This is a genomic window from Tolypothrix sp. PCC 7601 (assembly GCF_025677855.1).
In the GTDB taxonomy this organism is placed as follows: Bacteria; Cyanobacteriota; Cyanobacteriia; order Cyanobacteriales; family Nostocaceae; genus Aulosira; species Aulosira diplosiphon.
On sequence record NZ_CP064879.1, the window covers coordinates 6,235,904 to 6,251,323 of the forward strand.

Below are 15,420 nucleotides of genomic sequence, written 5' to 3' on the forward strand. Positions count from 1 at the left end.
GTATTTCACGCAGAGACGCGGAGGCGCGGAGAGGATTTAATTAGGTTGATGATTTTTTTGAGAAAGGAGGGTTTTTACTTCGGCTTCTGAAAGGGAATTGAGTTTTTTGAGAAGTTCAGTTAAAAGTTCGTTGTTGGGTTCTGGTGCGGGTAGTTTTTGGCGGTCAATTTTACCGTTGGGGGTTAGTGGGAGTGTATCTATTTGCAGAATGACTGAGGGAATCATGTAATTTGGTAGTTTGGTTTGTAAGAAAGAACGTAGTTCATTAGTTAAAGAATGTTGTGGTTGAGATGGGACAACATAAGCTACTAACTGCTGATTTTCTGAGTCAATATTTCTTGCTATAACTATTGCTTGTTTAACTTGGGGGTGCTGTTGTAATACTGCTTCAATTTCCCCTAGTTCAATACGATATCCTCTGAGTTTAATTTGATGATCGATACGTCCGAGAAACTCAATGTTGCCATTACTGAGATAACGTGCTTGATCTCCGGTTTTATATAGGCGTGCGTTTGGTTGTTTACTAAAAGGGTCAGGAATGAATTTTTCAATGGTTAATTCTGGTCGGTTGAGATATCCTTTACTTACACCAAAACCACCGATGTAGATTTCCCCAGGTGTTCCGATTGGTACTGGTTGGAGGTGAGAATTGAGTATATAAATTTCGGTATTGCCAATGGGACGACCAATAGGAATAGGATTGTTGTTTAAATCGTGGTGGGAACAGTTATAAACACTACTCCAAACGGTGGTTTCTGTTGGGCCGTATTCGTTGAATAGGGATGTATTTGGTAGTAATTTTTGATGATTTTTGACTAACTCAATACTACAAGTTTCTCCGGCTACAATTACAGTTTGTAGCGATATTAATTGCTGGTTTTCTATATGCGCTAACAGGGAGTTATACAGTGAAGGTACGCTCAACCAATGTGTAATTTGATGTTGCTCAATTAGTTGTGCTAACTGCCAAATATCTCGTTGCCAACCATCTTTAATTAAAATTAATTTACCACCTTGGCATAATGTCCAAAAAATAACGGCAACAGAACTATCAAAAGCAAAGGATGGAATCAATAAAAAGCTGCTAATTGGTGTTTGATAGTAGGCTATCCGGGCGTTGGTGGAGTGGACTAAGTTTTGGTGAGTAATTAACACTCCCTTGGGATTACCTGTGGAACCGGAGGTGTAGATTACATAGGCGAGATTTTCTCTTGTTGTTCTACAACTGGGGTTGTCATCACTATTGTTGGCGATAATATCCCATTCAGAATCTAAGCAGAGAGTTTGTGCTTGATGATTCGGTATTTTTGGCAATAATTGGGATTGAGTTAATAGCAATGATACCTGAGTATCTTTTAATATAAAGGCGAGATGCTCTGAAGGATAAGTGGGGTCAAGTGGTAAATAAGCTCCTCCGGCTTTGAGGATTCCCAATATTCCCACGATCGCATCTAAAGAACGCTCAACACAAATAGCTACTAGCGTATCCGCACAAACTCCGAGACGCTGTAAGTGATTTGCTAGTAAATTAGCTCGTCGGTTGAGTTCTTGGTAGGTGAGTTGTTCATTTTCATATACTAGGGCGATCGCATCGGGGTTACGTACAATTTGCGCCTCAAATTGTTGATGAATACACAAGTTTTCAGGATAGGCGATCGCAGTTTCATTCCACTCTACTAGTATTTGTTGCTGTTGTGCGGTACTTAGCAAACATTGTTCTTCATGACGGTTAAATGGCTGTGTGGCCATCGCTATCAAGGTTTCGCTGTAATAGCTACCAATGGCGGCTAATTGAGTGCTGCTGATTTCTGCCATTTTGCACTCTAAGTCAAGTTGAATGTGGTCAGTAATATGGTTGCGATTAAACTCTACTCTTAAGGTAAAGTTACTTTCACCAAAACCTTGACCCCCAATAATTTCTAACCCTGATAAATCTTGCAGAAGTTGATAAACATGAAAGTGTGTATAATTAAACACCGTCTCTAATAAAGGTTGGAGTGGCTGGCGATTGCCAAATTTTTGCAACTCTGAATAGGGATAGTGTCTGTAGGGTAATAACTCTTGTTCGGCTGCAAAAGCTTGTTTTACTAAGTCAATCCAAGTTCCTGCTTTTAGTTGTAGCCGTAGAGGTATGGTATTGATAAAAGTTCCGAGAGTTTTTTCACCATCAGCTTCCTCTAACCGACTGTTAGATTCTAATCCTGTTAATACATTTTCATCGCCAATTAATAAACTCATCACTTTTAAATGTGCAGCTAACAAGACATTTTTTAGAGGAACTTCGGCGAGTCGCGCTAGTTGCTTGAGTCCATCAGAAACTTGAGGAGAAATCGGTACATCCAACACACCAACTTGGACGTTTTTTGTTGAGTTAGTCTTATCCCAACGAGGGATTTGCTTAATCACCAATCCTTGTAATTTTTGCTGCCAATAGTTTTGATATTCTGGAGATTGTAAAATCCGACTTTCGACAGCGACAAAATCCCGATAGGAAATTGTTGGTGGTAATTCTATCTGATTTTCTTCTCCATTCAACAGGGCATGATAACGCTGTAGTAATTCTGTTAAGAGAGAAGCATTACTCCAGCCATCTAAAATCGAATTGTGCCAACTTAAAGTGAGACAGAAGGTTTCATCTGTCAAACGATGAATAAACAGGCGCATCAGTGGTGTACAAGACAAGTCAAAACGCTGATGTTTTTCAATTTCAATCCAAGATGTAATTACCTGTGTTTGTGCTGCTGGTAATAATGAGCGCAAATCCTCTACAACTACTGGTATACAAGCACTTCGATGCACGAGTTGTAAAGGCTCATCAAAGTTAATCAAATCAAAAGAGGTACGCAAAATTGGATGGCGATTCACAAGCTGTTGTATCGCTATCTGTAATAAATCCAAGTCGAAACTAACCCGCAGATGATATTGAAAAATATCATGATACATCAAGGATTCCAAGTTGTACTGGCTATGAAAAATGATGCCAGTCTGAACTCTGGTTAAAGGATAAGCATCTTCTATATCGTTAGGTAGTTTATCTCTTTCAATGGCTGATATTAAGCTAAAAGCTGCGGTTTTCTCTGTTAATAAAGCATCAGGTTGATTCAGAGAAACTGCTGTTAATAAATTATAGATAGTTTGATATTGAAAAACCTGCGCTACAGAGAACCTTAAACCTCTTTCCTGCGCTTTCGCCACAACTTGAATACTGCGGATAGAATCTCCTCCCAACTCAAAGAAGTTGTCATGAATCCCCACTTGTTCAATCCCCAAAACTTCGCTCCAGATTTGCGCCAATATCTTTTCATGTAGAGTGTGAGGAGGGACGAAAGCTTTTTCTAAATTAGGTCTATCTTGACTAGGATGTGGTAAAGACTTTTTATCTAATTTCCCATTTGCGGTGACAGGAAGTGCATCAAGCATGATGAACGCCGCCGGAATCATGTAATCGGGTAGTTTTTCACCTAAGAAGCGGCGTAATTCAGTAGTATTAGGCGCAGGTTGATGACAACAAACACAATAGGCGATGAGTTGCTTTATTGTAGATTCAACTAGCAGTTCTTCGGTTAATTCCCCTTTGAGGAAGTTTCGTAAATCAGTAATTTCTAAGTTATTTTCTGGATGATTCAGCACAACTTGGCGTTTTACAGCCGATGTTTCCCGCATCACAACAACGGCTTCCCGCACAGCTGGATGTTGAGTCAATACAGTTTCAATTTCTGTCAATTCAATGCGGAAACCACGTAACTTAACTTGGTCATCCAGTCTTCCTAGATACTCAATAATACCGTCTGTATGGTAGCGTGCTAAGTCACTAGTTTTGTACAAACGATCGCTTGAGTCGCTACTGAAAGGATTGACAATGAATTTATCGGCTGTGAGTTCTGGTTGGTTGAGATAACCCCTAGCTACACCTACTCCGCCAATGTGTAGTTCTCCTGGAACACCAATAGGAACTGGTTGTAAATGCTTATCTAGGATATAGATTTGCGTGTTGGCGATCGCTCGTCCTATAGGGACAATGTTTTTATCAGAATGGCGATTACAAGCCCAAAATGTAACATCAATTGCGGCTTCTGTAGGGCCATACAAGTTATGCAATTCTGCATCCAATCGCGTAAAAAATTGCTCTTGCAGCTGCACAGGTAATGCTTCCCCGCTACAAATTACCCGCCGCAAGCATTTACACGCCTCAACGCTGGGTTCTGCTAAAAATACTTGCAGCATTGAAGGTACAAAATGAGTCGTGGTAATTTGCTGCTCTTGGATTAATTTAACTAAGTAAGCACTATCTTGATGCCCTCCTGGTTGAGCCATCACTAAACAAGCTCCGGTAGTCAAAGGCCAGAAAAATTCCCAAATCGACACATCAAAGCTAAAAGGTGTTTTTTGTAACACCCTATCTACTATTGTTAATTGGTAAGTTTCCTGCATCCAAGCTAGGCGATTAGAAATTCCCCGATGGGTGTTCATTACCCCCTTGGGTTTCCCAGTTGAGCCGGATGTATAAATTACATAAGCTAGGTTATGAGTTGTTACCTCACTCACTGGGTTGACAACACTTTCACTAGCCCAAACTTCATTGTCCTTATCCAGACAAATCACCGTTGCTTGATGTTCGGGTAAACTGGCTAAAAATCTCTCTTGAGTCAATAAAACTGCAACTTGAGCATCTTGGAGCATAAAAGCCAGACGTTCTCGCGGATAGCTGGGATCTAGAGGTACATATGCCCCTCCCACTTTGAGAATCGCTAAAATACTCACCACCATCTGGGGCGATCGCTCTAAGTAAACACCAACTAAAACCTCTTTTTTGACTCCCAAACCTTGCAGGTAATGTGCTAATTGGTTAGCCTCTTGATTCAATTGTTTGTAAGTAATTTCTTCCTGCTCAAAAACTACTGCTACCGCGTCTGGTGTCTGCTCGACTTGGGTAACAAATTGCTGATGTAAACAAATACTGTCGTAATCTTTCTGAGTAGCATTCCACTCTAGTAGTATTTGCTGCTGTTCTTGCTGAGTCAGCATTGGCAGCATACCCACAGGCTGGCTAGAGTCAACAATGATACTTTCTAGTAATGTCTGGAAATGCCCAGCCATGCGGGTAATAGTAGCTGCATCAAATAAATCTGCATTGTATTCCCAAGAAGTGGATAGCACACCATTGACTTGGGCGATCGCTAAAGTGAGGTCAAACTGAGCTATTTTCTTGGACAGTGGGAAAGACTCTAACTCTAGTTCTCCTAGTTTTAATCTTGCACCTTCTTCTCCTAAAGCAAAGCCCCCTAATCCTTCGTTATTGGGCAAGTGTGTTTTCTGGAAGACAAACATCACTTGAAATATAGGTGAGCGACTGGGATCGCGTGTAGGCTGTAGTTGCTCAACTAACCGTGCAAAGGGATAATCTTGGTGAGTTAACGCATCCAAAACCAGCGATCGCACTTGCTGTAAAAACTGCTCAAATGTTGGATTTTCAGCGAAATTTGCCCGCAATACTACCGGATTGACAAAATAACCTACTAAAGAGGCAAAATCAGCCCGACTTCTCCCTGTGGTTGGCGAACCGACTAATAAATCCTCTTGGCCTGTATAGCGATACAGCAAGACTTGAAAAACTGCCAACATGGTCATATACAGGGTGACTTGATGTTGTTGGCTGAAGTTTTGCAGTTTATTTGTGAGTTCTTGACTAAGTTGCCAACTTATACTATTACCTCTATAGGTTTGCATGGGCGATCGCATCCGGTCAGCAGGCAAATTCAGCACTGGTAATTCTCCTGCTAATTGCTGTTCCCAATAAGCTTGGAGTTTTTCGCCTTGAGAACTAGTCAGCATTTTGGCTGTAGTGGTTACATAGTCAGCATATTGGCAGGTTACGAGGGGAAGATTTACGGATGTATTGTTGATTTCGGCTTGGTAAAGTTTTCCCAACTCATCTACTAATATCGTCAGACTCCAAAAGTCAGCAATGATGTGGTGAACAACTAGCAGCAAGATATGTTCTTGAGGTGAGCGAGTAAATAAACTCACCCGCATCAAGGGGTCTTGCTCTAAATTGAAGGGACGGTATGCTATTTCTAATAAGCGATCGCTCAAGTATGTCTCATCCCATGTTGTCGCATCTTCTTGTAGCCAACAAACTTCTACTTGTTGACACACTCTTTGCTTGGTTTGTCCATCAATAGTTGTGAAACTGGTACGCAAAGCCGGATGACGGTCAACTAAAATTTGCCATGCTCGGTGGAATGCGGCAATATTTAACTCACCATAAATCCGCGCCGCCCTAGCAATGTTGTAAGCATAATTTTCTGGTGCTAGTTTTTGTAAAAAGTAAAGAGCTTGCTGACCGTAAGTAAGGGGATACTCAGACGAATGAGAGTTTTGGACGTTGTTGATTAAGGGGATGATGTGAGATTTTTGAGGAAAACCAAGAGTATACTCTTTGCGCCTTTGCGCGGCAGTCGCTTCAAGTCGGGAAACCCGCCCAACGCGCTGCCTTGCCTCTGCGTGAGATATTTCCATCTCGCATTTATGCAACGCCGATTTATCAAGTATTACCGTTGCTAATTGATTAATACTTACATCTGCCAAAAAGTCTGTAACTGCCAAAACTACACCAAATTTCGTCTCAATGGTGTGCTGAAGTTCAATGGCCATGAGAGAATCTATACCGCAAGTGCTTAAAGGCTGTTGTGGTTGAATTTGCGATATTCCCACTTTCAGAATTTGAGCAACTTGCTGTTGCAGGTACGATATTAGCTGTGGCTGTTCCGAGATAATTTCGTCTGCTACATTTACCCCAGTTTCAATACCTTCTAAAATGCTACTGGCAATAGTCTCCCAACTTCCTGCTAAAAATTTCGCCCGACAAGCATAACGCTGAATTTTCCCACTAGAAGTCCTCAAAATGCTCCCTGGTTTGAGCAGCAGTACCCCATACAGTTGTAGTTCATGATTGACCACGACAGCCGCACGGATTGTGGCAATTACCTCGTCTATATCCAACTTTCGTATGTGACTGCGTTGGACTTCTTGAGCGATCGCCAGTCTTTCTTCCCCATCCACATCAATACTAAATGCTGCCCCACCGTGAGGTTCTAGGGCTGGATGGCTCTGCTGAACTGTATTTTCAATGTCTTGGGGATAATAGTTTCTGCCACGAATGACGATCAGATCCTTCAAACGACCTGTGATAAATAGTTCGCCATCCTGTAAAAATCCCAAGTCTCCTGTACGCAAAAACGGCCCTTCTTTGGTGTCTTTTGTATAGGCTTTAAAGGTGGACTCTGTTTGCTCTGGTTGATCCCAATAACCTTGAGCTACACTCGCTCCCGCCACCCAAATTTCACCAACTTGGCGATCGCTACAAACCGTCAAGGTCTGGGGATCGACAATGGCTATTTTCAAATCTTCTAAGGCTTGACCACAACCAACTAATATTTGTGTACCTATTTCTCCCGCTTTAGCTGGAACTATCAGATTTTGCGTCAGAGCCTCTGATTGGACTGGCTGTAATACTGGTAGAGTTGTTTTACACCCTCCAGAAACAATCAATGTGGTTTCTGCCATTCCGTAACAGGGATAAAATGCTTCGCGCCGAAAGCCACATTCTCCAAAGGTGACAGCAAATTTTTCTAATGTTGCTTGGCGAACTGGTTCTGCACCATTAAAAGCGACTTCCCAGCTACTCAAATCTAAGTTAGCTCGTTGTTCGGCTGTAATTTTCCGCACACATAAGTCGTAGGCAAAATTAGGACCGCCGCTAGTTGTAGCGCGATACTGAGAAATTGCTTGTAGCCAGCGCACAGGTTTTTGCAAAAATGCCACTGGAGACATGAGAATACAAGGTATCCCTAAATATAGAGGCTGGAGTATATTCCCCACTAAACCCATGTCATGAAACAGTGGTAGCCAACCCACAAAGATGGTTGCTGTGGTGTGCTGCATCGCCTGTTTAATCAACAACTGGTTATGCAGTAAATTTCCGTGACTCACCATTACGCCTTTTGGTGTACCTGTAGAGCCGGAAGTGTATTGTAAAAAGGCCAGGGTGTCCCTATCTATAACTGGCTGTCGCCATAAATTTGCCCAGTCATCAGCCATCATGTTATCTGTGGTTAGCAACCGCAGAGTTTTGAATGTTGGATGCTGCTGGAAGTGGGACAAGACTGTTGTTGTAGTCAGTGCGACTGTTGAATCTGCATCAGTAGCGATCGCACTCAGTCGAGACAAGGATTGATTCGCACGCGGCGGATAAGCCGGAACTGCGATCGCTCCTGCATATAAACAGCCAAAAAATGCCGTGATAAATTCTAAACCCGGTGGATATAGGAGTAAAACTCGTTCGCCTTTTTTGACTCCACAAGCTTGTAATAAGCCAGCAATTCTCTGAGCTTGATTGTCTAATTCCCCATAAGTTAATGATTGGACTTCAACCTCTCCATCCAGTAGAAAACAATAGGCTTGCTGCTGAGGTTGCTTTTGCGATCGCCAACGGATAATTTCCAGCAAATTCACAAATTCTACTGATTTTTGCGAAAGGTTTTTATCCATTGATACCACTCCATGACTTAATTACTTTTGTGGAGTAAAATTGTTGATGCTTGTTAATAATTAGATTCTTGGGAAAGGTTGATAATTTAGTATTATATGACTTGCAGAAATTAAATTATCCCAACTTTGAAACGCGAAGACAATCGATCATATTTTTTCTCTCCCAGCCTTCCCAGCTTCTAAACAGATAAGATATCTATGTTTTTTGTAAGTCTTTTAGCTGTTATTCACTTGATAATGATAATATTTATCATCTAATGTTTGTTTCTGTCAAATATAAACAAATATTGCAATTTCATTCAAAAACGAAATATTCTGCTGCTCTAAATTCATGTTTATTTTGGCTAGAAAATCATGGAAGATAATTTTAAATTAATTTGACAAAATGTCTAATTTTTAAAAAGTTATCTAATTATTTTGTCCAGAAGTAAGTAACTGAATCGTTGAGGAAATCCTTGACTTTTATTATCAAATTGGTATTGTAAGAATGATTATCTTTATTTTCTAGTGCCACCTAGCAAAATATTTTGAATTCAGCCAAAATAGTCTTGATTGACCAATACTTACTTAATCAATCACTTATCAGAAAAATAAGTTGATTTCTCAGCTATTTAGGACAGAAAGATTTAACAAATCTAAATTTGTTGTGTTTTAGATGGATTTTTTCCATTTTTACTTATGGTTTAGACTATGCGAGAATGATTATCATATACAACCAGTTCAGAGTCAAGCGAATTGCGATCGCGTGCAACTGAGTTGGTGTTGATTTCATAAAAATTTGGTGTGGAGTAAAGCTTTGAAACGCAGACAACGTGCTTATTTGGGAATTTTAGGAACTATTGTTTTATTGGGGACTCAGCCTGCAAACGCCCAAGCAAGCCCAAATTTGGTAAATAATACATCAGTACCAAACACACAGATTCCTCAAACGAACATCAAAGAACTGTTAGCGCAGGAGCAACAACAAAATCCAGCAGTCACAATTGTTACAGGAGTCCGCCTGAACTCAACAGCTAACGGCTTGGAAGTCATTTTAGAAACACCCACATCAGACAAGCTACAAACAGCAACTCAGAACGAGGGAAATAGCTTTATTGCAGATATATCCAACGCGCAACTGCGTCTGACAACTGGTGACTCATTTCGCCAAGAAAAGCCAGTTTCAGGAGTTGCAGAAATTACAGTCACTAGTCAAGATGCTAATAGTATTCGCGTCGTAGTGGTGGGTGAAACAAGTCCTCCCAAAGTGGAGCTATTTGACGACGATCAAGGTTTAGTTTTTGGTGTGACACCAACTGCAACTTCTACACAAACACCTGATACGCAACAACCAAGCACTGAAACACCACCAACTCAACCATCAGCGCAAGAGAATGAACCGATTGAATTAGTAGTGACAGGAGAACAGGATGGGTATAGTGTTCCTAGTGCGACAACTGCAACCAAGATAGAAGCCCCACTCAGGGACATTCCCCAATCAATTCAAGTAGTTCCCCGTCAGGTAATTGAAGATAGACAAATAGTTCGGATTGGTGAAACTATTGAAAATGTGAGTGGAGTTCAAGAATTACCAGGATATGGTGGTTCAACATCCTTGACAGGTTATTACTTTCGGGGTCTTTCGTTGGCTTATCAAAGTCTTCGCAATGGCTTCCGAGATATTGGAGTGATTGGTAGTCGTGATATTGCTAATATTGAGCGAGTGGAGTTTTTCAAAGGCCCCGCTTCTGTGTTGTATGGAGGACGTTTTTCTTTAGGTGGATTAACCAACACAGTCACCAAAAAGCCGCTAGAAGAACCTTATTACAATATTGGTGCAACCATTGGTAGTTATGATTTTTACCGCCCGACGCTTGATATTAGCGGCCCCTTAACCAGCGATCGCTCTTTATTGTATCGTCTGAATTTAGCCTATCAAAATTCTGGTAGTTTCCGCGATTTTAATGAGAATGAAAGTTTCTTTGTTGCTCCGGCAATTACCTGGAAAATCAGCCCAAAAACCAGTCTAACAGTAGAGCTAGAACAACAAAACTATAACTACACCTTTGATTATAACTTTCCGCCAGAACGGGAAGTTTTTCAACTACCAATTAGCAGATTTTTGGGCGAACCAAATTTTAACGATGCTACCTTTAATTCCACATCAGTTAGTTATAATTTTGAGCATAAATTTACTGATACTTGGAAGTTTCGCCAAGGCTTTAGTGCCATTATGGTCAATGCTGATACGCGCCAGGTAGAACTATTTGACCCTCTAGGCGATGACCGCAGAACATTACCCCGTTCACCATTGAGAACTGAAGAATCACAAGAAGATTACGTCCTCCAAAATGAAATATTTGGCGAATTTAAAACAGGTTCGATCCAACACAAAATTCTTGTAGGGCTGGAATTATCGCGTTGGGGATATGATTTTAACTACTTCCGAGGAACACTAGATCCAATCGATATTTTTAACCCCCAATATGGCGCACAAGCCACAAACTTTGAACAAGAATTACATCGCAAGCAAAGTTCAGACAACTTGGGAATTTATATCCAAGATTTTATTGAACTTGCATCAAATCTTAAACTATTAGCTGGTGTTAGGTTCGATGTTAATGATGCGTCTGTTGTTAACCAAATAACTAATACAACAATTAACCAGCAAACAACAAGTCGCTTTTCGCCACGAGTGGGGATAGTTTATCAACCAAGTTCCACAACATCACTGTATTTCAATTGGGCTAATTCCTTTAATCCACAATTTTTTAGAGTGAGTCGTACAGGTGAGCAATTTGACCCCACAACCGGCGAACAGTTTGAAGTAGGGGTAAAACAAGATTTCTTAAACAATCGCCTCTCCGCAACCTTAGCACTGTATCAAATCAAGCAACAGAATGTACTAACAACCGATTTAGCAGACCCTAGATTTAGTATCGCCACAGGTGAACAAACAAGTCGTGGTGTGGAATTAGATATTGCGGGAGAATTACTACCTGGCTGGAAAATTATTGCTAACTATGCTTATGCAAATGGTTTTGTCAGTAGAGATAATAGCATTCCTGAAGGCGATCGCATTGCTGGTATCCCTTCCCATAGCGCAAGTTTGTGGACTACCTATGAGTTACAAAAAGGCAATTTACAAGGATTAGGATTTGGTTTAGGACTTGTATATGCGTCTGAACGAGAAGCCCAATTACCAAATACTTTTACTCTTCCTTCATACGTGCGAGTCGATGCAGCTTTATCCTACCGTCGGGATAATTTCAAAGTTGGACTCAATTTCCGCAATTTGTTTGATACCAAGTATTACAACACCGATACCTTCTACATTTATCCCCAAGCACCTTTGACGGTATTGGGAACAGTATCAGTGCAGTTTTAATATGAAACACATCAAGGTACTATTTGGCATCATCCTCATACAAATTTTGGTGGGTTGTAATACAGCTACACCTAATCGAGTAGCTAACAATTCTTCTCATTCAAAAAAGCAAATTGTCATTGCTTTAGGGTGGGGAGATTCACCAACAGGGTTTGATCCAACATTGGGTTGGGGTTATCATGACCCTCCTTTGTTTCAAAGTACTTTGGTGCGTCGGGACGAAAATCTGCAATTAGTCAATGATTTGGCTAAAAGTTATACTTTGAGTCCTGATAAAAAAGTCTGGAGATTTAAAATTCGTCCAGATGTGCGATTTTCTGATGGTAAACCGCTAACAGCCGCAGATGTCGCCTATACATTTAACCAAGCCAAAGCTAGTCCAGGGCTAACCGATGTGACAATTTTGGATAAAGCCGTAGCGAAGAGTGCTGATGAGGTAGAACTACATCTGAAGCAGCCGCAAATTACCTTTATTAATCGCATCGCCCAATTGGGAATTGTCCCCAAACATCGGCATAATCAAAACTATGGACGAAATCCCATTGGTTCAGGCCCTTATCGTTTGGTGCAATGGGATGAAGGTCAACAAATGATTGTTGAAGCTAATCCCGATTACTACGGTGAACAACCAGAAATTAAAAGGATTGTATTTTTATTTACTAAAGGAGATGCGGTATTTGCGGCTGCTAAAGCGAGAGAACTGGACTTAGCGCAAATTCCACCTTTTTTAGCCAAGCAGTCAGTTACAGGAATGAATCTGTATGCAATGAACAGCAATAGTCGTGTAGGCTTGATGTTTCCATATCTTCCCAATACAGGGCGCAAAACTGCTGAGGGAAATCCCATTGGTAATAATGTCACCGCAGACATAGCCATTCGGCAAGCGGTAAATTATGCAATTAATCGTCAAGCTTTGGTGACAGGTATTTTAGAAGGTTATGGTTCACCTGCTTATGGTGCAGCCAGTAAATTACCTTGGGATCAACCACAAGCTGCGATCGCAGATGGAAACCCCGACAAAGCAAAACAAATTTTAGCTAAGGGTGGGTGGAGAGATACTAACGGGGATGGGATATTAGAAAAAGCGGGAATGAAAGCAGAATTTACGATTCTCTACCCTGTAAGTAATCCTACCTCCCAAGGACTGGGATTAGCGATCGCCCAAATGCTCAAACCTATAGGTATCAAAGTTAACGTTGATGGTAAAAGTTGGGAGGATATTTCGCGGAGAATGCACCAAGATGTGGGGCTGTTTCCCTGGGGAATATACGACCCAATGGAGTTATACATTCTCTACCACAGTTCAGCAGCCCAAGGAAACTGGCGTAACTCCGGTTACTATTCTAATCCCCAGGTTGACCAAGCACTCGACCAAGCAATGGCAGCAGCATCAGAAACAGCAGCTTTACCATTTTGGCAACAGGCGCAATGGAATGGTGAAACTGGAACGATAACAATAAGCGATGCAGCATCAGCTTGGCTAGTTAACCTCGATCAAACTTATCTTGTGAGTTCTTGTTTAGACATTGGTAGACCAACTCAGAGTAGTAATTACACTGGCTCAATTATGATCAATATTACTAAATGGAAGTGGGTATGCAATTAGCTAATTATCTTGATGAGGAGATAAAAATGTGAATCGTATTTTTTTATTTATACTCAAAAAACTCTTACATTTATGTTTACTTTTGCTGGCTGTCTCGGTGTGTAGCTTTGTATTGATGAGTTTTTCTCCAATCGATCCCATAAATGCTTACGTGGGGGCAGATATTTCTCGCATTGGCACAGAACAACGAGAATTAATTGCTAGACAATGGGGATTAGATCAACCGATGACTACCCGCTTTTTTCTGTGGTTCCAGCAATTTCTCCAAGGAAATTTAGGCACTTCAATAATTTTTAATCAATCAGTCTCAGATGTCATTGCAACTCGCTTCCAAACATCTTTAGCATTGATGGCGTTAGCGTGGTTAATATCGGGTGTTTTGGGAATTAGTTTAGGTATTTTGGCAGGGGCAAATGCAGGTTCAATAGTAGATAGAATAATTCGCTTTTATGCCTATACTTTGGCATCTAGTCCGACTTTTTGGATTGGGTTGCTGCTGCTTAATTTATTAGCTGTGCAATGGCAAATAGCTCCGATTTGTTGTGCTGCGCCTATTGGTGTTTTACTAAAAGATGTGACATTTTGGCAACGCTTACATCATCTATTTTTACCAGCTTTAACTTTAAGCTTAATTGGGATTGCAAGTATTGCTCTGCACACCCGTGAAAAGCTCATTGAAATTCTACATAGCAACTATGCTTTATTTGCTTTTGCTCAAGGTGAAACGAAAATGGGCTTTATTATCCATCATGGATTGCGGAATATTGCACTACCAGCCATTACATTACAATTTGCTAGTTTGAGCGAATTATTTGGCGGTTCTGTCCTAGCGGAAAGAGTATTTGGATACCCAGGATTAGGTGATGCTACTACACAAGCAGCTATGCGGAGTGATGTGCCATTACTAGTGGGAATTGTGTTGTTTAGTGCTTTATTTGTGTTCACAGGTAATTTTTTAGCTGATTTGGCTTATCAGCTAATCGATCCGCGCATCCGTATTGGGAAATCTGCATCATGAAAATCCCAGTGGTTGTTTCTCCCCCGCAAAAGTTTTGGTATAAATTGTCTAGCTTTTTAGGCAATCGTCGCCGTCAGACATTGGCGATCGCAGCACTATGCAGCATTATATTGATTACTTTACTATTAAGTACCCAAATTATTAGTACAGATGGTTTGGAAATTACCTTACCAGAACGCAACTCAGCACCTTCATTCGCCCATCCCTTTGGTACAGATTGGTTAGGTAGGGATATGCTAACTCGCACTCTCCACGGTTTGAGTTTGAGCTTATGGGTGGGGCTACTCACAGCTACAGTCAGCGCAGTTATAGGTTTAATCTTAGGAACACTTTCTGCAACTTTAGGCGGCAAAGTAGATGCAGTAATTGTTTGGGTAATTGATGTATTTTTTAGTTTGCCCCACTTAGTATTAATTATTTTAGTGGCTTTTGCTATGGGCGGTGGTACGCAGGGCTTAATTATTGCGATCGCCTTAACTCATTGGACTAGTTTAGCTAGGCTCTTACGAGCAGAAGTTTTGCAACTCAAAAGTGCTGCTTATGTGCAACTATCTGCCAAACTGGGTCATTCTCCCTTGTGGATTGCTCGTCACCACATCCTACCCCATCTCATCCCTCAATTTCTGGTAGGGCTGATATTACTCTTCCCCCATGCAATTTTACATGAGGCAGGTTTAACTTTTTTGGGATTGGGAATCTCTGCACAAACCCCTGCTATTGGCATTATTCTCTCAGAGTCAATGCGCTACTTATCGGCTGGATATTGGTGGTTAGCGGTTTTACCAGGAGCAGCTTTACTCATAGCTGTGCAAACTTTTGATATTTTGGGGCAAAGTTTACGCGCTTTATTAGACCCAAAGACTAGCCAGGGGTAATGAC

5 protein-coding genes are annotated in these 15,420 nt (G+C 41.1%); 4 read left to right on the forward strand and 1 reads right to left on the reverse strand.

Translation table 11 applies throughout. From position 1 onward, the window contains the following. Nucleotides 1-36: 36 nt before the first annotated feature. Nucleotides 37-8,550, reverse strand: coding sequence for a non-ribosomal peptide synthetase (locus HG267_RS25520; protein ID WP_045868558.1), 8,514 nt, complete (start codon nucleotides 8,548-8,550; stop codon nucleotides 37-39). A gap of 796 nt (nucleotides 8,551-9,346) precedes the next feature. Between HG267_RS25520 and HG267_RS25525 the strand changes: the two genes are divergently transcribed. Genes HG267_RS25525 through HG267_RS25540 form a run of 4 tightly spaced genes read left to right on the forward strand, consistent with a single transcriptional unit; the run spans nucleotide 9,347 to nucleotide 15,416 of the window. Beyond that, on the forward strand, nucleotides 9,347-11,917 hold the full coding sequence (locus tag HG267_RS25525) for a TonB-dependent siderophore receptor (RefSeq protein ID WP_228045162.1): 2,571 nt from the start codon (nucleotides 9,347-9,349) through the stop codon (nucleotides 11,915-11,917). Nucleotide 11,918: 1 nt separating this feature from the next. After that, nucleotides 11,919-13,523, forward strand: a complete 1,605-nt coding sequence (locus tag HG267_RS25530; protein WP_045868560.1) for an ABC transporter substrate-binding protein — start codon at nucleotides 11,919-11,921, stop codon at nucleotides 13,521-13,523. A 28-nt stretch (nucleotides 13,524-13,551) separates the two neighbouring features. Beyond that, nucleotides 13,552-14,541, forward strand: coding sequence for an ABC transporter permease (locus HG267_RS25535; protein WP_045868561.1), 990 nt, complete (start codon nucleotides 13,552-13,554; stop codon nucleotides 14,539-14,541). Beyond that, a complete protein-coding gene (locus tag HG267_RS25540) occupies nucleotides 14,538-15,416 on the forward strand; it encodes an ABC transporter permease (RefSeq protein ID WP_045868562.1) in 879 nt (292 codons plus the stop codon). Before HG267_RS25535 ends, HG267_RS25540 begins: the two co-directional genes overlap by 4 nt. Nucleotides 15,417-15,420 lie beyond the last annotated feature (4 nt).

What these genes read in the sequence shown, in the direction of transcription:
- HG267_RS25540 (WP_045868562.1), top strand. Translation starts at nt 14,538, where the DNA reads ATGAAAATCCCAGTGGTTGTTTCTCCCCCGCAAAAGTTTTGGTATAAA.
- HG267_RS25530 (WP_045868560.1), top strand. Translation starts at nt 11,919, where the DNA reads ATGAAACACATCAAGGTACTATTTGGCATCATCCTCATACAAATTTTG.
- HG267_RS25520 (WP_045868558.1), bottom strand. Translation starts at nt 8,550, where the DNA reads ATGGATAAAAACCTTTCGCAAAAATCAGTAGAATTTGTGAATTTGCTG.